General features: G+C 73.0%; 22 protein-coding genes. 7 read left to right on the forward strand and 15 right to left on the reverse strand.

Annotation, left to right across the window (positions count from 1 at the left end; genetic code table 11):
• Positions 1-174: 174 nt before the first annotated feature.
• A complete protein-coding gene (locus ITJ55_RS06005; protein ID WP_194594488.1) occupies positions 175-654 on the forward strand; it encodes a hypothetical protein in 480 nt (159 codons plus the stop codon).
• Between the two features lie 94 nt (positions 655-748).
• Here ITJ55_RS06005 and ITJ55_RS06010 read toward each other — a convergent pair whose 3' ends face one another.
• The 4 genes from ITJ55_RS06010 to ITJ55_RS06025 form a co-directional block, all read right to left on the reverse strand.
• Entirely contained in the window at positions 749-2,209 is a 1,461-nt protein-coding gene (locus tag ITJ55_RS06010; RefSeq protein ID WP_370544039.1) for an NtaA/DmoA family FMN-dependent monooxygenase, read from the reverse strand.
• A gap of 205 nt (positions 2,210-2,414) precedes the next feature.
• On the reverse strand, positions 2,415-3,050 hold the full coding sequence (locus ITJ55_RS06015; protein ID WP_194594489.1) for a hypothetical protein: 636 nt from the start codon (positions 3,048-3,050) through the stop codon (positions 2,415-2,417).
• Between the two features lie 124 nt (positions 3,051-3,174).
• On the reverse strand, positions 3,175-4,122 hold the full coding sequence (locus ITJ55_RS06020; RefSeq protein WP_194594490.1) for an aldo/keto reductase: 948 nt from the start codon (positions 4,120-4,122) through the stop codon (positions 3,175-3,177).
• A gap of 182 nt (positions 4,123-4,304) precedes the next feature.
• A complete protein-coding gene (locus ITJ55_RS06025; RefSeq protein WP_194594491.1) occupies positions 4,305-5,279 on the reverse strand; it encodes a D-isomer specific 2-hydroxyacid dehydrogenase family protein in 975 nt (324 codons plus the stop codon).
• Positions 5,280-5,839: 560 nt separating this feature from the next.
• Here ITJ55_RS06025 and ITJ55_RS06030 point away from each other — a divergent pair.
• A complete protein-coding gene (locus ITJ55_RS06030; protein WP_194594492.1) occupies positions 5,840-6,898 on the forward strand; it encodes a magnesium and cobalt transport protein CorA in 1,059 nt (352 codons plus the stop codon).
• Positions 6,899-7,009: 111 nt separating this feature from the next.
• Here the strand turns inward: ITJ55_RS06030 and ITJ55_RS06035 are convergent, their stop codons facing one another.
• The 3 genes from ITJ55_RS06035 to ITJ55_RS06045 all read right to left on the reverse strand — a co-directional run bounded on the left by ITJ55_RS06035 (position 7,010) and on the right by ITJ55_RS06045 (position 8,703).
• A complete protein-coding gene (locus ITJ55_RS06035) occupies positions 7,010-7,450 on the reverse strand; it encodes an OsmC family peroxiredoxin (RefSeq protein ID WP_056258068.1) in 441 nt (146 codons plus the stop codon).
• A 66-nt stretch (positions 7,451-7,516) separates the two neighbouring features.
• Positions 7,517-8,074, reverse strand: a complete 558-nt coding sequence (locus tag ITJ55_RS16475; protein WP_194594493.1) for a MarR family transcriptional regulator — start codon at positions 8,072-8,074, stop codon at positions 7,517-7,519.
• Between the two features lie 74 nt (positions 8,075-8,148).
• Positions 8,149-8,703: a CGNR zinc finger domain-containing protein gene (locus tag ITJ55_RS06045; RefSeq protein ID WP_228497571.1), complete on the reverse strand. Its 555-nt coding sequence runs from the start codon at positions 8,701-8,703 to the stop codon at positions 8,149-8,151.
• A 92-nt stretch (positions 8,704-8,795) separates the two neighbouring features.
• Between ITJ55_RS06045 and ITJ55_RS06050 the strand changes: the two genes are divergently transcribed.
• Complete coding sequence (locus ITJ55_RS06050) at positions 8,796-9,839, forward strand: DMT family transporter (protein WP_370544040.1); 1,044 nt, start codon at positions 8,796-8,798, stop codon at positions 9,837-9,839.
• Between the two features lie 154 nt (positions 9,840-9,993).
• Entirely contained in the window at positions 9,994-11,601 is a 1,608-nt protein-coding gene (locus ITJ55_RS06055) for a serine hydrolase (RefSeq protein ID WP_194594496.1), read from the forward strand.
• A 155-nt stretch (positions 11,602-11,756) separates the two neighbouring features.
• Here ITJ55_RS06055 and ITJ55_RS06060 read toward each other — a convergent pair whose 3' ends face one another.
• The 6 genes from ITJ55_RS06060 to ITJ55_RS06085 form a co-directional block, all read right to left on the reverse strand.
• A complete protein-coding gene (locus tag ITJ55_RS06060; RefSeq protein WP_194594497.1) occupies positions 11,757-12,326 on the reverse strand; it encodes a manganese efflux pump MntP family protein in 570 nt (189 codons plus the stop codon).
• Between the two features lie 519 nt (positions 12,327-12,845).
• Entirely contained in the window at positions 12,846-13,775 is a 930-nt protein-coding gene (locus ITJ55_RS06065; RefSeq protein WP_194594498.1) for an acetamidase/formamidase family protein, read from the reverse strand.
• A 236-nt stretch (positions 13,776-14,011) separates the two neighbouring features.
• Positions 14,012-14,629: a hypothetical protein gene (locus ITJ55_RS06070; protein WP_194594499.1), complete on the reverse strand. Its 618-nt coding sequence runs from the start codon at positions 14,627-14,629 to the stop codon at positions 14,012-14,014.
• Between the two features lie 109 nt (positions 14,630-14,738).
• Positions 14,739-16,040, reverse strand: a complete 1,302-nt coding sequence (locus ITJ55_RS16220; protein WP_194594500.1) for a Y-family DNA polymerase — start codon at positions 16,038-16,040, stop codon at positions 14,739-14,741.
• Complete coding sequence (locus ITJ55_RS06080) at positions 16,033-16,464, reverse strand: translesion error-prone DNA polymerase V autoproteolytic subunit (RefSeq protein WP_194594501.1); 432 nt, start codon at positions 16,462-16,464, stop codon at positions 16,033-16,035. Before ITJ55_RS06080 ends, ITJ55_RS16220 begins: the two co-directional genes overlap by 8 nt.
• A gap of 251 nt (positions 16,465-16,715) precedes the next feature.
• Positions 16,716-17,948, reverse strand: coding sequence for a DUF2254 domain-containing protein (locus ITJ55_RS06085; RefSeq protein WP_194594502.1), 1,233 nt, complete (start codon positions 17,946-17,948; stop codon positions 16,716-16,718).
• Between the two features lie 98 nt (positions 17,949-18,046).
• On the opposite strand from ITJ55_RS06085, the gene ITJ55_RS06090 reads away from it, so the two are divergent.
• The gene (locus ITJ55_RS06090) at positions 18,047-18,526 is read left to right on the forward strand and encodes a GNAT family N-acetyltransferase (RefSeq protein WP_194594503.1); all 480 of its coding nucleotides are present in this window, start codon (positions 18,047-18,049) and stop codon (positions 18,524-18,526) included.
• Between the two features lie 33 nt (positions 18,527-18,559).
• Here ITJ55_RS06090 and ITJ55_RS06095 read toward each other — a convergent pair whose 3' ends face one another.
• A complete protein-coding gene (locus tag ITJ55_RS06095) occupies positions 18,560-19,015 on the reverse strand; it encodes a MarR family transcriptional regulator (protein WP_194594504.1) in 456 nt (151 codons plus the stop codon).
• A gap of 134 nt (positions 19,016-19,149) precedes the next feature.
• Between ITJ55_RS06095 and ITJ55_RS06100 the strand changes: the two genes are divergently transcribed.
• Both ITJ55_RS06100 and ITJ55_RS06105 read left to right on the forward strand, forming a co-directional pair.
• Complete coding sequence (locus tag ITJ55_RS06100) at positions 19,150-20,025, forward strand: cyclase family protein (RefSeq protein ID WP_194594505.1); 876 nt, start codon at positions 19,150-19,152, stop codon at positions 20,023-20,025.
• A 127-nt stretch (positions 20,026-20,152) separates the two neighbouring features.
• Positions 20,153-20,863, forward strand: a complete 711-nt coding sequence (locus tag ITJ55_RS06105) for a hypothetical protein (protein WP_194594506.1) — start codon at positions 20,153-20,155, stop codon at positions 20,861-20,863.
• Between the two features lie 509 nt (positions 20,864-21,372).
• Here the strand turns inward: ITJ55_RS06105 and kdpC are convergent.
• Positions 21,373-21,978 carry a potassium-transporting ATPase subunit KdpC gene (kdpC, locus tag ITJ55_RS06110; RefSeq protein WP_194594507.1) on the reverse strand — a complete coding sequence of 202 codons (606 nt, stop codon included), beginning with the start codon at positions 21,976-21,978 and terminating at the stop codon, positions 21,373-21,375.
• Positions 21,979-22,000: the final 22 nt, after the last annotated feature.

The following is a 22,000-nucleotide window of genomic DNA, read 5'->3' on the forward strand; positions in this document are numbered from 1 at the left end:
CGTCCCCCGTCGTGCGTCCCCCGGACTGGGGACCGCCCCACCCCCGTACTGGGTAGCCGCGCACCGTTGTCCCCCGGCCCCGGGTGCGGTTCGCTGGACGGAGCCGTTCGAGAGCCACGCGTCGACGACGACACGACCACGGACGACACCACGACTTCAGGGGACACCACCACGATGGACACCGCAGAGCCCGACACCGGACGCCCCGGCCCGACCGACCCGTCGGACGCCGCGACCACGCTCGACCCGGAGGCCACGACCGGCACCGCACCGGCCACCTCGACCCGAGCGCTGCGCGTCCGCCCCGAGCGCGTCACCCGCGTCCGCCGACCCGTCACCTTCGTGCTGACCTGGCTCGACCTGCCGAACGACGGTGAGGACCCCGGCCTGCCGCTCGGCACCTGCCTCGTGCTGCGCACGGTCGGTCGCTCGGTGCGCGACGTGCTCGTCGACCTGCCGGGCGGGCCCGTCCGCGGCCGCGACAAGCTGCGCCCCGGGGCGATGATCGGCATCGCCACCCCGGTCGAGCTCGACGCGCTCGTCGCGCTCGGCACCGTGTTCGTCGAGTGGTCGGACGGCCGCGGCGGCAGCCGCACCACCTGGCTGCGCGTTCCGCCGGTGCCCGCCCGCTACCGCAGCCCCGCCACGAGCTGACCCGGCCGCGCCGCGCGACGACGCGACCCCGGCGACCGCGCGACCCGGACGACGGCGCGACCGGCGTCGCCGACCGCGCCGCGCCTCCCGGGGTTCAGCGGCGGTAGGCGGCCGCCGGGTGCGTCCCGGGCAGGCGGGGACCGCCGCCGGTCAACCGCTCGCGAAGCGTCTCGCCCGGCACGTACGCCTCGCGCAGTCGCCCGCGGCGCCGCAGCTCGGGCACGACCAGCTCGACGAAGTCGGTCAGCGTGTCGAACGAGTGGTACTGGCGCAGGTTGATGCCGTCGATGCCCTCGTCGTCGAGCCACCGTTCGATCTCGTCGGCCACGACCGTCGGCGTGCCCGCGACGAAGAACGTGCCGCCCCAGGCCTCGTCGACCGAGTCGATCAGCTGGCCCACCGTGATGTCGAGCGGCAACGCGGCTGCGCCCGGGTGGTCGAGCCGCCCCTCGGCCTCGAGCGCGTCGCGGACGCTGCGGTCGCGCGGGTGCGACGGCGCGTCGAACGGGATGCTGCGGTGGATCAGCTTGCCCTGCTCGCTCGCGAACGACCGGTAGAGGGCGAGCTTCTCGGCGACGACCTCGTCGGTCTCGCCCGTGATGACGCCCGCCTGCACGATGAACGAGACGTCGTCGGCCGAGCGACCGGCCAGGACGGCGGCCTCGCGGGTGGCGGCCCCGACGGCCCGGACCGCCGGCCCGCCGGTGAAGACGACCTCGGCGTTGCGGGCTGCCTGCTCGACGCCCTTCGGCGAGGCCGTCGCGAGGAAGAGCACGGGCGTGCGCTGCGGCGACGGCTCGCTGAGGTGGGGCCCCGCGACGCGGAAGTGCTCGCCGACGTGGTCGATCGCGTGGACCTTCGACGGGTCGGTATAGACGCCCGAGCCGGGGACCAGGCCGTCGGCGGTGGGGTCGGCGACGACCGCGTCGTCCTCCCACGAGCCCTCCCACAGCTTGTAGAGCACGTCGAGGTACTCGGCGGCGCGGGCGTAGCGCACGGCCTTCGGGATCTCGGCGTCGAGGCCGAAGTTGCGCGCGGCGTTCGGCAGGTACGACGTGACGACGTTCCAGCCGACGCGCCCCTTGGTGAGGTGGTCGAGCGTCGACATGCGCCGCGCGAACGCGAAGGGCGGCTCGTAGCTGGTCGAGAACGTGATGCCGAAGCCGAGGTGTTCGGTGACCGCGGCCATCGCCGGCACGACCATCATCGGGTCGTTGTTCGGCGCCTGGACGCCTTCGAGCAGGGCCGGCGCCGGGCTGTCGCCGAACACGTCGTAGGCCCCCAGCACGTCGGCGATGAAGATCGCGTCGAAGCCGCCGCGCTCGGCCAGCCGGGCGAGTTCGAGCCAGTACGCGAGATCTTTGTACTCGCTGCGGTGGTTGTGCGGCAGCCGCCAGAGGCCGTGCGTGATGTGGCCGACGCAGTTCATCTCGAACAGGTTGAGGATCAGCCGCTTCGTCACGGTGGGGCCCCCGGCGCCGGCGGTGGCGGACGGGTCGACGGCGGACGGGTCGACGGCGGTCGGGTCGGACGCGGGGGTGTCTGCGGTGCTCACGCGTCCTACTGTGCCGCACCGCGCCTCCTCGTCCGCCGGGGGCGTCGCCCCGTGTCGCGCCGCGGCGTGCAGCCGGCAGGGCTTCGGCACCGCGTTTCGTGCACCGCACCGCCACTAGTCGGGGTGCGGTGCACGAACCGCGGTGCAACGGGTCGGGGCGGGGCGGGTCGGGGCGGGGCGGCGGACGGCCGACAGTCCGGCGGGGTCAGCGCTCGCGGATGGTCGTGGTGACGTCGACGAGGCTCGGGTCGGCGGGCGCCGAACCGAAGCCGAACCGCACGGGCGGGTCGAGCGGGGCGAGTGCCCCGAGGGCGCGACCGTCGAGACGGGCGTCGACCGCGACGATGCGGCGGGCCAGCGTCACGCCGTAGTACTCGCGGCGTCCGCCTCCGGCCGTGCCCGCGGTGCGGGCCCCGGGCACGAGCAGGCGCGCCACCGGGTCGATCAGCGTCAGCCAGCCGGGCCGGGTCGCGAACGCGGCCGGCACGAGGCGCAGCAGCCAGCCGAGGGGCGACACCGGCCCGATCTCGAGCGACAGGTCGAGCACGTCGTCACCCGAGGCGTCGGGCCCGGCCGACACCCGCAGCGTCCGGTCGACGCCGCGCCACGAGACCGGCTGCACCCGTACCTCGTCGAACGTGTACGTCGACGAGACGTACTCCGCCACGGCCTGCGACGGCGCGAGCAGGGTGCGGTGGCCGTCGGCGTCCTCGACCATCACGTCGACGAACCGCCCGAGCGGCGAGCGGGTCCAGAGCCCGACGACGACCCGCGTGCCGGACGTGGTGCCGAAGCCCGCGATGCGTCCGTGGAACCTCTGGTCGGGGGTCGGGCTGCTCATCGCTCGACCGTACGCCGAGGGGGCTGCACGCACCGCGCCTCCCGGGGGCTCCGCGGTCGCGCCGCCGGGGCGGGACCGCGGGGAGCCGAGCCCGGGAGGCGCGGGTCGTCCGACGAGGAGGTCGCTACTCGGGCACCCGGGCCGAGACGGCCTCGAGGGCGGCGAGCTCGTCGGCGCTGAGGGCCACGCTCGCGCTGGCCAGCAGGGCCGGCAGCTGCTCGAGGGTGCGCGCGCTGGCGATGGGGGCGACCACGCGCGGCTGGGCCTGCAGCCAGGCGAGCGCGATCGAGGCGATCTCGACCGAGTGGGCGCTCGCGATGTCGCGGAGGGCCGCGACGACCTCGAGCCCCTCGTCGCTGAAGTAGCCCTCGACGTTGCCGCTGCGGGCACCGGCGATGTCGTCGCGGGATTGGTACTTGCCGGTCAGGAAGCCGGCGGCCAGCGAGAAGTACGGCGTGACGCCGAGCTGGTTCAGGGCGGCGAGCGGTGCCAGGTCGCGCTCGTACGCCCCGCGGGTGACGAGGTTGTAGTGCGGCTGCAGCGCGACCGGGGCCGCGAAACCCTCACGGCCGGCGATCTCGATCCACTCGGAGATGCGCTCGGGCGAGAAGTTCGAGATGCCGACGTGCCGCACCTTGCCCGCCTTCTGCAGTGCGTCGAACGCGCCGAGGGTCTCGGCGAGGTCGTCGCCGGTGTCGAAGTGCGCCCAGTACAGGTCGATGTGGTCGGTCTGCAGGCGAGTCAGCGAGGCGTCGGCTGCGGCGGCGACGTTGGCGGCGCTCAGCCCCGGGAACTCGGGGTGCTGGCTGACCTTCGTGCCGATCACGAGCTGGTCGCGACGGGCGGCGCCGCCCTGCGCGAGCCAGGTGCCGATCACGGTCTCGGACTCGCCGCCCGAGTTGCCGTCGGCCCAGGCCGAGTAGACGTCGGCCGTGTCGACGAAGTTGCCGCCTCCGGCGACGAACGCGTCGAGCACCGAGTGCGACTCGGCCTCGTCGCTCGTCCAGCCGAAGGTGTTGCCGCCGAGGGCGAGGGGGAAGACGTCGAGGTCGGATGTTCCGATGAGGGGCATGCGGGGGTTCCTTTCGCGAACGTCGCGTCGGGTCGGCGCGGCGACTACCCAGGTCTAACGCGTCGGGGGCGGGTTCGTTCCCAGCCTGGCGACGTTGCGACACCGTCGAGTGGACACGGCACCGCCGCACGTCACGGTGTCGTGTCCACCCCGCGGTTCGCTGGTGCGCCGGAAGGAGCGGCTCAGTAGCCCTGCTCGACGTCGACGACGCCCTCGGGCTCGCCGCCCTCGGCGAGCGCCCGCACGTTCGCTTCGACGCGGGCCTGGAACAGGGGCTCGGTCATGGCGTTCGTGTTGGCCTGGTGCGGGGTGATCAGCGCCCGCGGTTCGGCCCACAGCGGGTGGCCGTCGGGCAGCGGCTCGGGGTCGACGACGTCGAGCCCGGCGGCTCCGATGTGCCCCTCGGCGAGCGCGGTCACGAGGGCGTCGGTGTCGACCAGGGGGCCGCGAGCGATGTTGACCAGCACGGCGGTGTCTTTCATGGCGGCGAACTCGTCGGCGCCGAGCAGGCTGCGGGTGCCCCCGGTGAGGGCCGCGGCGACGACGACCACGTCGCTGGTCGGCAGCACCTCGGCCAGGCGGTCGACGGTGATCGTGCGGTGGGCGCCGGGCACGGCCTCGTCGGTGCGGCGGACCATCGTCACCTCGACGTCGAAGGGCTGCAGCAGGCGCAGCAGCTCGGTGCCGATGCCGCCGGCCCCGACGATCGTCACGCTCGACCCGTTCAACGAGATGCCGCGCTGCTCGCGCTCCCACGAGGAGGCGCGGGCCCTGATCTGCAGGGAGCGCAGGGTCGCCAGCGTCAGAGCCAGGGCGTGCTCGGCCACGGGTGCGCTGTAGGCGCCCTTGGCGCTGGTGAAGACGAGGCCGTCGCGCGCGGTGGCCTGCATCGTCTCGACGTAGGCGTCGACGCCGGCACTCGGCAGCTGCACGACGCGGACCCCGGGGTGCTGTTCGATCGCGGTGCGCAGCTCGTCCTGGTCGACGCGGCCGCCGACGACGATCATCTCGGTCTCGTCGCCGAGCTCGACCAGACGCGCGTCGGTCGCCTCGACCGCTCGCTCGGCGGGCCCGACGCCCCACGTGTCGCCCGACGACCCCTCGGAGTCGGCGGTGGCGGAGGCGGCGGGAAGGACGGTGACGGCGACGGTGCTCATCGCTCCACCGTATCGATCGGGTCACGAAGACGACTCAGGCTCGTGTCTCGCCCGCACCGGTGGCAGAGTGGCGCCGTCTGCCGGTCGCGAACCCGATCGTGGACGCGGGAGGCACGGGTCAACGGCGACACGCGCCTCCTTCTCACATCACCCGTCCGCACCGGTCGCCCCCGGGTTGCCGCGGGGGTACGCTGTCCCACGGCCCACAGTGCCCACGGCCCGTCCGGGCCCGGCGGCAGCACGACGGAAGGCAGGTGAGCGGCGATGGCTGGTGACAGTACTGGCGCCCCGCGGCATCCCTCCGTGGTCGCGCCGTCCGCCCCGCTCGTCTGAGCGACCGGGCCGACCGATCACGAGCGATGCCCACGGGCACCGACGTCTCCGTCGACGCGCGTCGTCGGCGATCCGCGCCTCCGGGTGTCGCGTCGCCGCCCGTGTGCGTCGCCCCCGGCCCGCACCGCCCGCCCGTCGTCCCCGACGGCTGTCGTGACCACCACCCGGCTCGACGTCGGCGTCGCACCACGACGCCGTCGCACCACGAACGGCAAGGAACGCAGACCATGGCACTCATCGACAACGGCATCTACGTCGCGGGGCACCGCACCGACAGCCCGGCGAACCTCGACGAGACCTTCGAGTTGCTGCACGAGCACCAGGGCATGGCGTGGATCGGCCTCTACCGAGCCGACCCCGACGAGGTGCGCTCGATCGCGCAGGAGTTCGACCTGCACCCGCTGGCCGTCGAGGACGCCCTCAAGGGCCACCAGCGCGCCAAGCTCGAACGCTTCGGCGAGACGCTGTTCGTCGTGCTGCGCTCGGCCCGGTACCTCGACGCCGAGGAGACGGTGGAGTTCGGCGAGGTGCACGTGTTCGTCGGGCCGGGCTTCGTCATCACGATCCGGCACGCCGAGAACCCCGACCTCGGCCGGGTGCGCCGCCGTCTCGAGTCGAGCCCGGACCTGCTCGCCCTCGGCCCCGAGGCCGTGCTCTACGCCGTGCTCGACCAGGTCGTCGACGGCTACGGACCGGTGGTCGCGGGCATCGAGAAGGACATCGACGAGATCGAGGACGAGCTCTTCGGCGGCGACCCCGAGGTCTCGCGACGCATCTACGAGCTGCTGCGCGAGGTGATCAGCTTCCAGCGGGCGACGAGCCCGCTGCGCGGCATGCTCGAGAACCTGCTTCGCGGCTCGGACAAGTACGGCGTCGACGTCGAGCTGCAGCGGTCGCTGCGCGACGTGCTCGACCACGTGCTGCGGATCGGCGAGCGGGCCGACACCTTCAGGGCCCTGCTCGAGAACGCCCTCACGGTGCACTCGACGCTGGTGACCCAGGCGCAGAACGACGAGATGCGGCGGTTGTCCGAGGCGGGGCTCGCCCAGAACGAGGAGACCCGACGCCTGTCGGAGGTCGGCCTGCAGCAGAACGACGAGGTCAAGAAGATCTCGGGCTGGGCGGCGATCCTGTTCGCGCCGACCCTGGTGGGCGGCGTCTACGGCATGAACTTCGACAACATGCCCGAGCTGCACTGGCAGTTCGGCTACCCGATGGCGGTCGCCGCGATGGTCGCGGTCGGCGCCAGCATCTGGGGCGTGTTCAAGTGGAAGAAATGGCTCTGACGACGTGATCGACCGGCCTCACGGGGCCGGGACGCAGAGGCCGCAGGAGGCGCGGGTCGGGTGACCCGCGCCTCCTGCGTCCTCGGGGAGGTGCGGTGCTGCGGCTCGGGCCTACGCCTCGAGCGCGGCGTCGAGGGTGATCTCGACGCCCGTGAGGGCCTTCGAGACCGGGCACGTCTCCTTGGCGTTCTGCGCGGCCTCGAGGAAGGCGGCCTCGTCGATGCCCGAGACCTCGCCGCGGACGGTGAGGGCGATGCCGGTGAGCTTGAAGCCGCCGGCCGAGTCCGGGCCGAGCGAGACGTCGGCCTTGACGTCGAGGGCCTCGACGGTGCCGCCGGCCTGGCCGAGGACGGCCGAGAACTGCATGGCGTAGCAGGCAGAGTGGGCCGCGGCGAGCAGCTCTTCGGGGCTGGTCGAGCCGTTTGCGTCGTCGGCGGCGCGCTTCGGGAACGAGACGTCGTAGGTGCCGAGCTTCGAGCTCGAGAGCTCGACCTGGCCTTCACCGGTCTCGAGGCTGCCGTTCCAGGCGGTGCGTGAGGTGCGAGTGGGCATGGAGTGCTCTCTTTCGTGGGGTCGGTGCGGAAGGGCACCGGACGGGGTGGAGGGGGATCTGGTGGGTCAGTGGTGCGGGTCTGCGGGGGCCGGGGTGGTGGGGGCCGGGGTGGCGGCGGGCAAGGTGGCGGCGGCCGGCGTGGCGGCGGAGGCGGTCACGGCGGCGGTGTTGGCCCGGACGGCGGCGGCGAGCGCGGCGATGTCGGCCCGCAGCGTCTGGAGGTCGGTCAGCTCGAGCCCCGTCGCGCCGCAGATCTGGTCGGCGAAGCCGGCGGCCTGCTCGCGGAGCGCGGTGCCGGCGTCGGTCAGGGCGACGTCGACCGACCGCTCGTCGACCGCCGATCGCGTGCGCGTCAGCAGGCCGTGGGCCTCGAGCCGCTTGAGCAGCGGCGACAGCGTGCCCGACTCGAGCTGCAGCTGCTGGCCGAGCTCGGAGACGGTGGTCGGACCGCCCTGCCAGAGGACGAGCAGCACGAGGTACTGCGGGTAGGTCAGGCCGAGCGGGGTGAGCAGGTCGCGGTAGCGGGCCGTGACCGCCCGCGACGCGTTGTAGAGCGCGAAGCAGATCTGCTCGTCGAGCACGGGCGTCGGGCCCGGGGTCGTCGTCGCGGCTGCTGCGGTCATGTCGAGGACTGTAGCACGTCGTGCGCGACTAAATTGTGCACAACTCGTTTCGGGGACATCGAGCCCGTACCCTGTCAATCGGCGTCGGCCCGGCGCTCGCGGAAGGCGATCATGTTGACCCGGTTGCCGCAGCGCACGCTGCAGAACCGCTTGGAGCCGTTGCGCGACAGGTCGACGAAGACCCCCTCGCAGTCGTCCGCGGCGCAGGCTCGCAGTCGCCCGGTCTCGTCGGTGCGGATCACGTCGACCAGGGCGAGCGCCGACTCGACGCGGATGCGATCGGCCAGGGGCGCGTCGTCGCTCGTCGCGTGCAGGTGCCAGTCGAGCGCGTCGTGCCGCACGAGACGGGGGGACGAGACGCTGTCGGCCAGCATCCGGTTCACCTCGCCGGCCAGGAGGTCGCGCTCGAGCGTCCAGATGCGCCGCAGCTCGGCCCGGACGCCCTGCACCGCGGCCAGCTCGGCGTCGTCGCGGTCGAAACGGCCAGAGAAGGCGAACGCGTCGAGCAGGGCCGTGAGCTCGGCCCGGGTCGACAGCTCGTCGTCGCCGGACCGACTCGCCCCGGCACCCGTGTTGACCAGGGCGACGTTGAACTCGAGGACGTCTTCTGTGTCAGGGGCGAAATGCAAGTTGACTCCTTGTTCTGGGCGGTCGTACGCTCGCGACAGAGACGGCGCGTCACCACCCATTGTGCATGACGGCCCTGACAGGAGGACACCCCGTGAGCACTGGTGCGATCACCACGCCGACCTCGACGACACCCGTTGCCGCGGGCCGCCCGGCCTCGACCACCGCGGGCCTGCTCGTCGCCCTCGTCGCGGCCGCCTCGTTCGGCTTCTCGGGCCCCTTCGTCAAGCCGCTGCTCGAGTCGGGCTGGAGCCCGGTCGCCGCCGTCACCGTCCGAGCACTGATCGGCGGGGTGGTGCTCGCCCCCGTCGCCCTGTTCGCCCTGCGGGGCCGGCTCGGTCCGGTCTGGCGAGCCCGGTGGCGGGTGCTCGGCATGGCCGTGGTCGGCGTCGCCGGCACGCAGGTCTTCTACTTCGCCGCGGTGGTCCGCATCCCGGTCGGCACGGCGATCCTGGTCGAGTACCTCGCCCCGCTGCTGCTCGTCGGGGTGGCCTGGGCGACCACGCGGCGCGTGCCGCAGGCCGTCGTGCTCGTGGGCTCCGTGATCGCCTTCGCGGGCCTCCTGCTGGTCGTCGCCCCGAGCGGGGGCGTGGCCCTCGACCCCGCCGGCCTGGCACTCGCCGGGGCGGCGATGGTGTGCTGCGCGGCCTACTTCGTGCTCGCCGCCCGCCCGAGCGGCGACCTGCCACCGGTCGCCCTCGCGGCGTCGGGCCTGCTGGTCGGGTCCGGCCTGCTCGGCCTGCTCGGGCTCACCGGCCTCGTGCCGTTCACGACGTCCTCGGCCGACGTTCCGCTCTTCGACGCCGTCGTGCCGTGGTGGGTGCCGATGCTCGTCGTCGGCGTCGTCGCCACCGCGCTCGCCTACGCCACGAGCATCACGGCCAGCAGCATGCTCGGCTCACGCCTGGCGTCGTTCGTCGGCCTGCTCGAGGTCGCGGCGGCCGCCCTCTACGCCTGGCTGCTGCTCGACGAGGCCCTCACCCCGCTGCAGCTCGGCGGCGGGCTGCTGATCGTGGTCGGCATCGGATTCGTCCGGGCCGAGCGCACCCGCGAGGCGGAGGTCGTGGCCGACGCGGTCGCCGAGACGCCCCTCGGCGACGCGGTGGCCGCCGACGGCCGTGGTGCGACCATGGCGTGATGGACTTCGTCGAGAACGCCGACGGGGTCGACCACGACGCCGTGCCGATGTCGACCTGACCAGCGCCTCCTCGGCTCTCCCTCGGGTCCGCAGGTCATCCACCGCTGCTCCGGGTCGGACCCGACCCGGCGAGGGGCGGGCATAGGGTCGGGGGGTGACCTCGACGACGCTGCCGCGCAGCACGCCCTCTGCCCAGAACGTCGACGCGGCGGGAGTCGCCGCCTTCGTCGACGCCCTCGAGTCCACCGCCGGGGTCGAACCGCACAGCATCATGCTGCTGCGCCACGGCCGGGTCGTCGCCGAGGGCTGGTGGGCTCCGTACTCGGCCGACCGGGTGCACCTGCTCTACTCGCTGAGCAAGAGCTTCACCTCGTCGGCGGTGGGCTTCGCCGTGGCGGAGGGCCTGATGGGCCTCGACGACACCGTGCTCAGCCACTTCCCCGAGCTCGACGCCGAGGTGACCGACCCGCGCAGCCGGTCGATGCGCGTCCGGCACGTGCTGGCGATGGCCAGCGGGCACCGGGCCGAGACGCTCGACCGGGCGCTGGCGATCGACCCCGCTGACGTGGTCCGCGGCTTCATGCTCACCCCGCCCGACGACGAGCCCGGCACCGTCTTCGCCTACAACCAGCCCTGCACGTTCAGCGTGGGCGCGATCGTGCAGCGGGTCACCGGGCAGTCGCTCACCGAGTACCTGCGCCCGCGCCTGTTCGACCCGCTCGGCATCGGCCAGGTCGGCTGGCAGCGCGACGGGTCGGGTCGCGAGCTCGGCTTCAGCGGACTCCACGCCACCACCCAGGCGATCGCCGCCCTCGGGCAGCTGTACCTGCAGCAGGGCGAGTGGGACGGCGTGCAGCTGCTGCCTCGCGAGTGGGTCGCCGAGGCCACCCGCGCTCACGTCTCGAACGCCGGAGAGGCGAACCCGGACTGGGCCCAGGGCTACGGGTTCCAGTTCTGGATCGCCCGACACGGCTACCGCGGCGACGGCGCCTACGGTCAGTTCGCCGTCGTGCTGCCCGAGCACGACGTCGTCCTCGCGCTCACCGGCCAGTCGCTCGACATGCAGGCCGTGCTCGACGCCGCCTGGACGCACCTGCTGCCGGCGTTCGGGGCCGGGGCCGGGGCCGACGGCGATGCTGACGCCGCGAGCGCGGGCGCGGGCGATGGCGCGGGCGATGCGGGCCCTGCGGGTGCCGCCGGTGCCGACGCCGCCTTGGCGGCCCGCCTGGCCGACCTCACCCTGCCCGGGGTCGCCGGGCCGGCCGAGCACGACGCCGCACCCGTCCGCCCGTCCGCCGAGGAGGCGCCGGTCGCCGACCAGCACTCCCCCGGCACCGAGCGACTCGTCTCGTTCACCGCGGCCGACGGCAACGACCAGCCCGGCCTCACCGTGGTCGAGCTGCGCTCCTCGCCCGACGCCGCGACCACGCTCACCCTCGTCGAGGCCGACGACCGGCTCGTGGCCCGCATCGAGGCCGAGGACTGGGTCGTCACCGCCGAGGGCTCCGGCGCCCGTGCCGGCGACGGCTCGGGCTCCGGCTCTGGCTCGGGCTCCGGCTCCGGCTCCGGCTCCGGCGGCACGCCGGTCGCGACGAGCGCGACCCGCTCGGCCGACCTCCTGCACGTGGACGTCGTCTTCGTCGAGACGCCGCACCGCCTGCACCTGACGCTCGACGAGGCCGACGGCACCTTCACCGCCCTGTGGGAGACCCAGCCGCTGCACGCCCCCGCGCTGGCGCAACTGCGGATGCCGCGCGACTGACGCACCTGCCGAAGGTACGCGACCGGCCCGGCCCGCGCCTCCTGCGGGGTCGTGTCGCCACGTGCGGCGATGAACCCCCAACACGAAGACGAACCCCGATCTCTCGGGGTTCGTCTGCGCGTTCGGGGTTCGTCGGTGATCCGGTGCGTGGCGGCTCAGCCGAGGACGCCCGTGTGCTCGAGCACGATGTTCACGCCGATCAGGATGAGGATCACGCCACCGGCGATCTCGGCCGGCTTGCCGAACGTCGCGCCCACCCGGCGACCGACGAGCACGCCCACGAAGGTCAGCACGGCCGTGGTGACGCCGATCAGCAGGATCGCCCAACCGATCGAGACCGGCAGGAACGCCAGGGTCACGCCGACCGCGAGAGCGTCGATGCTCGTCGCGACGGCGAGCACGGCCAGTTCGCGAAGGGGGAGCCGGTCGGTGTCCTTCTCGTCGTCCTGGTGCGACGAGAACGCCTCGTAGAGCATCTTGCCGCCGATCAGGGCGAGCAGGCCGAACGCGACCCAGTGGTCGAAGGGCGCGATGTACTGCGCGAAGGTCGAGCCCAGCAACCAGCCGAGCAGCGGCATGAGCGCCTGGAACGCACCGAACGTCACGGCGATGACGATCGCGTGCCGCAGGTTGAAGCGCGTCATGTGCAGGCCCTTGCCGAGGGCGACGGCGAAGGCGTCGGCGGAGACGCCGAGCGCGATGAGGAAGAGGGCCCAGAACGACATGGGGGCAGCGCCTTTCGAGACGGTCGGGTGGAGACGCCGGTGTCTCGGAACCTGACGATCCTGCCATGCCGAGCGCGCCTCCTCGTCCGGAAAAGTCCTGATCAGAGGTATTCGGGATGCCGAATTCGGGGTGTCGGCCCACCGTCGGGCGAGGCGTCGCGACCCGAACCGCCGCGCGACCGGCTCGGGCACCCCCTGCACCGGCGGTTAGCGATTTGCCTAGGCAGGGTTTCAGCGCCGAACGCGAGGGTGCGTCACGCGGACCGCGTCTGCCACCCCCTGCACCGGCGCTCGGCGATTTGCCTAGGCAGGGGTTCGGCGCCGGACGGAGGGGTGCAGCGCAGGGCGCGGCTCGGGCACCCGCTGCACCGGCGCTCGACGATTTGCCTAGGCAGGGGTTCAGCGCCGAACGGAGGGGTGCAGCGCGGGGGTACGAGCAGGGGGCCGGGCGCGGGCAGAGGGCGCGGGGTGCGAGCAGGGGGCAGGGGGCGGGGGCGCGGGCAGGAGGCGCGGCTCCGGTCAGGCGGGGACGAGCACGTCGCGGGGCAACACGGCGTGGACACCCCACGTGCGGTTCGCGACCTGGGTGACCCGCAGGTCGACGACCGTGCTGGCGAAGGCCAGCGACGTGGCCGCGTCGAGCGAGTACAGCTGCTGCATCCACTCGACCATCGCGGCGAGCGCGTCGCCGCTGGCGACGTTGAGGTCGGCGTCGAAGCCGAAGGTGATGCGGGCCTCGGGGGTCTCGGCGTGGATCGTCGCGAGCGGGCGGTCGCTGGCCAGGCCGACCCGCGCCTCCGTCGTCATGCCGGTCTCGATCGCGGTGCCGCCGACCTCGCCGTCGCCCTGCGCCGCGTGGCCGTCGCCGAGGTAGAGCAGGGCGTCGTCGACCGCGACGGGCAACCACAGGGTGGTGCCCGCGACGAGGTCGCGGCAGTCGATGTTGCCACCCACGGAGGCGCGGGGCGGGATGGTCGAGTGCTCTCCGGCCTCGGCCGGTGCCAGTCCCATGACGCCCAGGAACGGCGCGATCGGGCGACGGAGGCCCCGGCTCTCGGTGGCGGTGCCGGCCTCGCGGTCGATGCTCCAGAGCAACCAGGCGGCGTCGGCGTCGACCAGGCCGAGGTGGCGCGTGACGGGGGTGTCGGCGGCCGCGGCGACCGTGAACCCCCAGTCGTCGGGGGTGAGCGAGAGCAGGTCGAGCTGCAGCATGTCGCCCGGCCGGGCGCCCCGGACGGCGATCGGGCCGGTCAGGGCATGGCCGCGGCGGGTCGGGAAGAGGTACGGGGTGACCTCGCCGGGCACGGTCTGCGGTTCGAGGTGGCCGGACGCGTCGAGCGACCGGACGACGACCGTGTCGCCGGGGTCGATCGTCAGCACGGGAGCGTGGTCGCGCGAGAAGACCTCGGCGGCGGTGTCGGTGCGGGGGTCGAGGCGGTGGGTCGTCATCGTCCGAGCGTAGGCCGCTCGTCCGCACCCACCGCGGACGCCGCCCGCCCAGGCTCGATCGGTACGATGGAGGCCCGTCGTGCCGACACCCCGCCGCACCCGATCAGAGAGAGACCGACGCCCCCATGGTCCTGTTCTTCCACGTCCTCATCATTGCCATCACCGTCGTCGGCGCCGGGCTGATCACGGCCGCGTTCGTAGGGCTCGCCACCTCGAAGTAGGGCTCGGCAAGCGGCCTATCGGCGAGGTGCGGTCAGGACGTTCCGGCCGTCCGCCCCGAACCGGACCGTCACCCGGTCTGCGGTCAGTTCGAGTCGGTACCCACCGAACTCGGCCTGCGGGTCGACCGCGCCGTCGTCGGGGCCGATCTCGCGGCCGGTCGCGCCGGGAACGGGCGTGACGAGCCAGCCGTCCCGGTAGCCGAGCACGGCACCCAGACCGGCCAGCGACTGGTACTCGGCCACCATGACCGTTCGCCCGTCCACCGTGCCCACGTCGACGTACCTCACGAAGCCCAACGCGCCGAGCCAGGCGACCACGCAGAGCCCGAGTCCGACGACCACCGCGAGGAGCGACGCGGCGGACCGCACGAGGAGCTGCGGCCAGAAGCCCGACCGGCGGGTGAGCCACCAGGCGAGGCCGAGGATCAAGACGATCAGGGCGACACCCGCGACGAGTGCGGCCACCATGACGAGCGTCGTGCCACCCAGGGCTCCCACGACGAGTGTGCGGCCGTCGGCTGCGACGTGCTGGGCGAGGACGGTCACGGCGACCGACGCCAACAGGGCGGCTGCCGCGGCGCCGAGCACGACGCGCGTGGCGGTCGTCGCGGTCGTGGCGGTCGTGGCGGTCATCAGCCCAGCATGGTGCGTCGCGAGGGGCGTGACGGTGATCTCGTCCGCAGGAGGGACAGGGATCGGCCTCGAGACCGAGACCGAGGCCGCGGCCGCGGCCGCGGCCCGGCTACCGCGCCTTCACCGTCGCCAGTTCATCCCAGTGGGTGGTGGCGCGGGGCGAGACCATGTCGCGCTTCATCGACCAGCCGCGGCGGTGTCGGAGGCCGGCGACGCCGAGGCCGAGCGTGTCGTCTCCGAACTTGCCGGCGATGCGGTCGATGACCGCGCCGTAGGCGGGCGGTGTCGCGTCGCCCTCGCCGAAGACGTCGAGGCTGGCGTGCTCGTCGCGCGGGGTGAGCTCCATGAGGGTGACGCCGGCCCGGACGTAGCGCTTGCCGGCCTCGAGTTGTGGGCCGAGGGCGGCGATGGCCGACCGGTAGAGCAGGGCGGCGTCGTCGGTGGGCTCGGGGAACGCGACCGACACGGAGTGGTTCGTGTGGGCGGCGCTGTCGGAGAACGGCGACGTGGCCGTGAAGCACCGCATGAGGCGCGTCAGCGAGCCCTGCTTCCGCAACCGGGCCGCGGCCCGTTGCGTGTAGACCGACAGCACCTCTTCGAGTTCGGTCACCGTCGTGATCGGCACCGCGAACGACCGCGAGTGGTAGATCTGCTCGCGCTCGGGCTGCACCTGCTCGATCGGCAGGCAGTCGACCCCGCGCAGCTCGTGCACCACCCGGGCCTGCACGACGCCGAAGCGCGTGCGGATGCGGGCGGCGTCGGCGTCGCGCAGGTCGGCCGCGGTGTGGATGCCGAGGGGCGCGAGCTTCTTCGCCGTGCGACGGCCGATGCCCCAGACGTCGCCGACGTCGACGCTCGCGAGGATGGCGGTCTGACGGTCGGGGGCGTAGCTGCCCAGGTGGCAGACGCCGGCCAGGGCGACGTTCTGCTTCGAGCCGCGGTTGGCGAGCTTCGCCAGGGTCTTGGTCGGCGCGATGCCGATGCTGACCGGCAGGCCGATGAGCTTGCGCATCGCCCGGCGGATCTCGCGAGCCTGCGCGATCGTCTCGTCGAGCGTGCCGGTCAGCTCGATGAACGACTCGTCGATCGAGTAGACCTCTTGGTCGCTCGTGTACCGGCTGAGGATCTCGGCCGACCGGGCCGACATGTCGCCGTAGAGCTCGTAGTTGCTCGAGACCGCGACGACGCCCTGCATCGCCGCGATCGGGGCGATGCTGTGCCACGGTGCCGCCATGTCGACGTTCAGGGCCTTCGCCTCTTGCGAACGCGCGATGACGCAGCCGTCGTTGTTCGACAGCACGACCACCGGCTTGCCCTCGAGCGACGGGTCGAACACGCGCTCGCACGAGACGTAGAAGTTGTTGGCGTCGACGATCGCGATGCTGCGCTCGGACGTCGTGGACCTAGACACGGTGCAGGCACCTCGTCACGACGCCCCAGATCGTGGCCTCGTCGAGCTCGGAGAGCACGATCTCGGGGTAGGCCGGGTTCTCGGGGCTCAGCACCATCTGCCCCTGCCGGTACGACAGGCGCTTGACCGTCAGCTCGGCGTTGACGACGGCGACGACCACGTTGCCGTCGTGGGCGTCGAGACCGCGGTCGACGACGAGCTCGTCGCCGTCGAAGATGCCGGCACCGGTCATGCTGTCCCCGCTCACCCGCACGAGGAACGTCGCCGTCGGGTCGCGCATCAGGTGCCGGTTGAGGTCGACGGGCCCGTTGTAGTAGCCCTGGGCCGGCGACGGGAAGCCGGCGTGGACGGCCTCGGAGGCCTGCTGGGGCAGCAGGTGGTCGGGGCGTTCGTCGCCGCCGACGGGACCGACGACGACGGTCACGCCGTGACCTCGCACTCGGTCGCGAGCACGCGGCGGGCCGAGGGGTCGACGAGGAGGCGCACGCCGGTTCGTGCCGTCAGCTGCCGGTGGTCTCGCATCGCGCCTCCCACCGAGGACGCTACGTCACGCTACCGACATCGTCGGAGTCGGTGCCGGTGCCGGGGCCGGTGCCGGTGCCGGTACCGGAGCCAGCGCCGGTGCCGGTGCCGGTGCCGGTGCCGGTGCCGACGAGACACGCGACCCGACGCGGCTCATCCGGCGAGTGCACCCCGGACGGCCGTCTCGTGGTCGGCCAGCCGGCCGGCCCGGGCCGGGCCCGCCGCGTCGTCGAGCCGGTCGATGAGGCGCAGCGCCGCCGCGAGCACGGCCGGCTGGTCGAGCGCGTAGGTGCGGACGGTGTCGAACAGCGAGTCGACGAGCTCGTCCACCGACGGCCACGAGACGAGGACGGCCGGGGCGCCGTCGTCGTCGAGCAGGGCGGTGACCGGCTCGCCCCGGCGCCACAGCGGCACGAGCACGCCGGCCGACATGTCGAGCGCGCTGACGGCCGTGTAGGGGTCGTTGCTGCCCGACGCCAGGCCGCGCACGGCGATCTCGACGAGCTGCTGCAGGGCGAACTCGACGTCCTGGTGCGGCGTCCGGGCGGCTCCGAGCGTGATCGCGCGACGCAGCTCGCGGGTCGTGTCGGCCCCCACGGAGGCGCTGGTCACGACGAGCGGGTCCCCCACGATCACGTAGCGGCCGGGCATCGAGACGACCTCGACGACGACGCCGTCGCGGACGGCCGCGCGGCGGAGCGCCTCCCACGCGACCGTCTGCACGTAGCCGTCGGCGTCGGCCCGGACGACCGCGCCGTCCGCCGGGACGGAACCGTCGCTCGAGAGGCCGGCCCGCGCCTCCTGGTCGACGTCGTCGCGCGGGCTCGTCGGGTAGACGAGCGCGGCGACGGCCCGCAGGTCGTCGAGCACCCGCGCCTGCAGCGAGGTGATCTGCACCGACCCCGCGATGTGGTGGATGAAGAAGACCAGCACCCCGACGTCGAACACGCTGAGCAGGACCGCGACGTGCACGGCGATCACCGGGACGAAGGCGCTCGTGTCGTCGACCTCGGTGTGGACGGTGCGCATCACGACGATGCAGTAGAGGAAGGTCGAGGTGAACGTGGCGAGCACGAACTGGTTGGCCCGGTCGGCCATGAAGTTGCGCACCAGGCGCGGGCCGTAGGTCGACGAGGTCGTGGCGAGCACCGAGATCGTGATCGAGAACGACGTGCCGGCCACCGTCAGCATCGACGTGCCGATGCCCGACAGCAGCGAGCGACCCCCGGAGGCGCTGAGGGCACCCAGCAGCGGCAGGCCCTCGGTCAGCGACGTGGGCAGGGTGCGGTCGACGGTGACGAGCACCTCGGCCAGCACGATCGCCACGAGCCCGAACACGGCGGGCAAGAACCAGAACGACTCCCGCACACGGGTCAACGACAGCATGCCGCCGAGCGTAGACGGTGCGTCAGGCCGCGATCCGCCCGGCCCCGCCCGGCGTCACCACGAGCGACGGTCCCTGTCGGTCAGTGAGGATGGAGCACATGAGCTGGACGATCGCCCCGACCCCCTTCGACCACCCCGACGCCGAGGCCCTGCGGCGCGCGCAGCGAGCCGAGCTCGACGCCCGCTACGGCAGCGACGACCACGAGCCCGGCACGCCGCCGTCGGCGGCGGACGTCCCGGTGTTCGTCGTCGCCCGGTCGGACGACGGCCGCCCGATCGCCTGCGGAGGCCTGCGACCGCTGGCGGACGCGGTGGTCGGCCCGGACACGGTCGAGGTCAAGCGGATGTACGTCGACCCCGACGCGCGGGGGTCGGGGGTGGCGACGGCGGTGCTGCGCCGCCTCGAGGACGAGGCTCGAGCCCTGGGCGCCCGACGGGTCGTCCTCGAGACGGGCACCCTGCAGCCGGACGCCATCCGCTTCTACGAACGCGAGGGCTACGAGAGCATCCCCCTCTTCGGCTCGTACGTCGGGTCGGCCGAGTCGGTCTGCTTCGCCCGGGACGTCCGACCCGCCTGACCGATCAGGACCGTCAGGCCCGTCCGGGACGGGTCACGCCGGGTGCGTCGGTTCGTCGGCGTGATCGATGACGGTGAGCAGCAGGGCGTTGAGCTGCGCGCTCTGCGTGGCGTCCAGGCCGAGCGAGGTGAGATCGTTCGTGGCAAGCGCCACCGCCTGCACGGCGTCCAGCACACCCTGGCCCGTCGGGGTGATCGCCGCCGGGTTCCTGCGACCACGAGCGCGCACGCCCACCCTGTGGACGAGACCCCGCCGCTCCATGCCGTCGAGGACGTCGGACATGGTCTGCGGGCGGACGAACACGGCCCGCGCGATCTCGGCCGACGTCAGCTCGGCACCGTCGGCCAGGCACGAGAGCACGCCGAACTGCACGAGGCTGACGTCGTGCTCGGCCATGCCCGCGGTGATGCGGGCCCCGATGATGCGCGCGACCTTGACCGCGTTCCACCCCAGCACGGAGTCGAGACCGGACCCTCCGTCGTCGCCCACGCGCGCCTCCTCGTCGTCGACCCCACAAACAGGAAGCTGCTTCTCGGGGTATGGTGCAGGAACCTGCTTCTGCAGGACCTCCTCGGAGTGTGCACCACCCACCCGCGCGCCGTCGAATCGACAGGACAGACACCATGACCGCATCCGAACTCCCCGACGACCGAGGCCGCTGGGGCGCCGACGACGAACTCGGCACCCTGAACCTGATCGACGACGCCGCGAGGGCGCGCGCCGCCGAGGAGGTGCGGGTCGGGCGGAGCGTGTCGCTCGCGCTCCCGGTCGAGCCGGCCTCAATGCTCGGCGGGCCGTTCGCTCCCCCGTCGCCGCCGTCGCCCCCCGTGCAGCAGGCCCTGCTCCACACGGGAACGCCACCCATGGGCATGTCCGAGGTGCTGATCGTGACGCCGCACCACCCGGCGCTCACGCACCTCGACGCGTTCGCCCACCTGCCGGTCGACGGCGTCGTGTACCCGGGGATGCCCCTCGAGGACGCCGTCACCGCCGGCGGCGTCGACCACGGCTCGACGACCGCCTTCGCCGTCGGCATCACCACGCGGGGAGTCCTGCTCGACCTCGCGCCCGGCGGGCGGTTGCCGTCCGCCCACGCGATCACCCGGGCCGACCTCGACGCGGCGGAGGAGCACTCGGGCGCGCAGGTGCTGCCCGGTGACGCGGTCGTCGTCCGGAGCGGGTGGGGCTTCAGCTGGGACTCCGAGGAGCCGGCGCCGGGCATGACCGTCGACGCCATCCGCTGGCTGCACGACCGCGGCGTCTCGCTCTACGCCGGCGACGTCGGCGACTCGTTCCCGCCGACGGACCCCCAGGTGCCCATGCCCCTGCACATGGTGGCGCTGGCCCGCCTCGGCATGCCCCTCGTCGACAGCGTCGCCACCGACGACCTCGCCGCGACGTGTGCCGAGCTCGGCCGGTACGCCTTCCTGCTGAGCGTCGCACCGCCGCGGTTGCACGGGCTCACGGGCGTGCCGGTGAACCCGCAGGCCATCTTCTGACCGGGTGGCCCTCGTTCGGGGGTGAAGATCACGAGCGGGTAACGAACGTGGACTTCACCCATCGGTTCGGGTCGTGGTGGCGAACCCTGTACATCCCCACCGGGACCAACAGACAAGGAGCTTCACCATGAACGCCTTCACTCGCAAGCGCATCACGAAAGCCGCCTTCGGCATCGCCGCCTCGGGCGCCCTGATCTTCTCCCTCGCCGCCTGCTCGTCCAACTCGGGCACCGCGACCGACACCTCCTCGACCTCGACCTCCGCGTCGGCCGAGCCCAGCGCCGAGGCCACCCCCCTGGCCTCGATCGCGGACCTCAGCAACGGCGTCGACACCCAGGTCACCGTCGACGCATCCTTCGTCGAAGCCCTCACCTCGCTCGGCCTCACCCCCGGTGTCGTCGGCAACGCGACCTTCGACTCCGCCACGGGCACGTTCGCGTTCCCGATCACCGGCGGCAACGTCGACTACTACGACCCCAACGGCGACGTCCGCCCCTACGTCCAGGGCGAGATCGACCACGACGGCTCCGGCCTGTCGCTGACCGCCGGCGACACCGTCGTCGAACTGACCGACTTCCGCATCGACCCGGGTGAGAGCAAGCTCTACGGCACCGTCACCGCCAACGGCCAGGTCGCCGCCGAAGACGCCTACCTCTTCAACCTCTGGGGCGGCACCCTCAAGCCCATCCAGATGGAAGGCACCAACGCCGTCCTCGAGGGCACCACCGTCCACATCAGCCCCGACGCCGCAGCCCTGCTGAACCAGACCTTCAACACCGACGCCGTCCAGGACGAGATGCTCGTCGGCGTCGCGAAGATCACCGCCGCCACGGAGTAACACTCATCCGGGCGTCTCCGTGACGACGCACCGGCCCCGCCCTGCTCGACGGGGTCGGCGATCCCGGTGGACCCCGCCTCGTGCCCCCGCACGAGGCGGGGTTTTCCCGTCCCCCCGGGGAAGACACATCGCCCCGAACCCCGTTCACGAAGACGAACCCCGAAAAAACGGGGTTCATCTTCGCGAACGGGGTTCGGGGCGAACCTCACGCCCGACCGCCAGCTGATCCGGTACGTACCGGATCACGCTGGCACCCGGCACCCGGCCATGCAGCACCCCGCACCTGCACCCGCGCCCTCCGCCCACGCCCCGCGCCCCGCGCCCCGCGCTCCGCGCTCCGCGCCCCGCACCCGCGCCCCACCAGCCATGAACCCGGTTTCGAACCATCAACCCCGTTCCTTGCGGGTTCATCGTTCAAAACCGGGTTCATCGCGGAGTTCGGCCCGGGCAGCCGGGCAGCCGGGCCGCCAGGCCGCCGGGCAGCCCGCCGCCGGGCACACCCGCCGGCCTCAGCGCCCCGTCTCGGCCAGGGCCGCGTTGAGCTCGAGCACGTTCACGGTGGGCTCGCCCAGGTAGCCGAGGTCCCGGCCCTGGGTGTGCTCCTCGACGAGGGCCTCGACGTCCGCGACCGGCAGGTCGCGAGCCGTGGCGACGCGCTCGACCTGGATGCGGGCGTAGTCGGGGCTGATGTGCGGGTCCAGGCCCGAGGCGGACGCCGTGAGGGCGTCGGCGGGGACGTCCTCCGGGTCGACGCCGTCGCTCGCGGCGATCGCGGCGCGGCGCTCGTCGATCGCGGCGACGAGGTCGTCGTTCTCGGGGCCGAGGTTGCTGCCGCTCGACGCCGAGGCATCGTAGCCGTCCCCTGCCGCGGAGGGCCGTGACTGGAACCACTCGGGCAGGGCGGCCCCGTCGGCGTCGGTGAACGACTGCCCGATGAGGGACGAGCCCACGGTCTTCCCGTCGACGCGGAGGGCGGAGCCGTCGGCCTTGCCACCCAGGACGAGTTGCCCGACCCCGGTGACGACGGCCGTGTAGGCCACGCCGAGGACGACGGTGAAGACGAGCATCGCGCGGAGGGCGACGCCGTACTGGCGGAGGAGGGTGCGTGTGTTCATGGTCTCTTTCTCGGTTCCGGTC

Source organism: Frigoribacterium sp. VKM Ac-1396 (assembly GCF_015350895.1).
Taxonomy (GTDB): domain Bacteria; phylum Actinomycetota; class Actinomycetes; order Actinomycetales; family Microbacteriaceae; genus Frigoribacterium.

Coding starts and splice junctions, on each gene's coding strand:
- ITJ55_RS06025 (WP_194594491.1), bottom strand. CDS start 5,279: ATGAGCACCGTCGCCGTCACCGTCCTTCCCGCCGCCTCCGCCACCGCC.
- kdpC (WP_194594507.1), bottom strand. CDS start 21,978: ATGAACACACGCACCCTCCTCCGCCAGTACGGCGTCGCCCTCCGCGCG.
- ITJ55_RS06020 (WP_194594490.1), bottom strand. CDS start 4,122: ATGCCCCTCATCGGAACATCCGACCTCGACGTCTTCCCCCTCGCCCTC.
- ITJ55_RS06065 (WP_194594498.1), bottom strand. CDS start 13,775: ATGACGACCCACCGCCTCGACCCCCGCACCGACACCGCCGCCGAGGTC.
- ITJ55_RS06030 (WP_194594492.1), top strand. CDS start 5,840: ATGGCACTCATCGACAACGGCATCTACGTCGCGGGGCACCGCACCGAC.
- ITJ55_RS06085 (WP_194594502.1), bottom strand. CDS start 17,948: ATGCTGTCGTTGACCCGTGTGCGGGAGTCGTTCTGGTTCTTGCCCGCC.
- ITJ55_RS06070 (WP_194594499.1), bottom strand. CDS start 14,629: ATGACCGCCACGACCGCCACGACCGCGACGACCGCCACGCGCGTCGTG.
- ITJ55_RS06015 (WP_194594489.1), bottom strand. CDS start 3,050: ATGAGCAGCCCGACCCCCGACCAGAGGTTCCACGGACGCATCGCGGGC.
- ITJ55_RS06005 (WP_194594488.1), top strand. CDS start 175: ATGGACACCGCAGAGCCCGACACCGGACGCCCCGGCCCGACCGACCCG.
- ITJ55_RS06090 (WP_194594503.1), top strand. CDS start 18,047: ATGAGCTGGACGATCGCCCCGACCCCCTTCGACCACCCCGACGCCGAG.
- ITJ55_RS06035 (WP_056258068.1), bottom strand. CDS start 7,450: ATGCCCACTCGCACCTCACGCACCGCCTGGAACGGCAGCCTCGAGACC.
- ITJ55_RS16475 (WP_194594493.1), bottom strand. CDS start 8,074: ATGACCGCAGCAGCCGCGACGACGACCCCGGGCCCGACGCCCGTGCTC.
- ITJ55_RS06060 (WP_194594497.1), bottom strand. CDS start 12,326: ATGTCGTTCTGGGCCCTCTTCCTCATCGCGCTCGGCGTCTCCGCCGAC.
- ITJ55_RS06100 (WP_194594505.1), top strand. CDS start 19,150: ATGACCGCATCCGAACTCCCCGACGACCGAGGCCGCTGGGGCGCCGAC.
- ITJ55_RS06105 (WP_194594506.1), top strand. CDS start 20,153: ATGAACGCCTTCACTCGCAAGCGCATCACGAAAGCCGCCTTCGGCATC.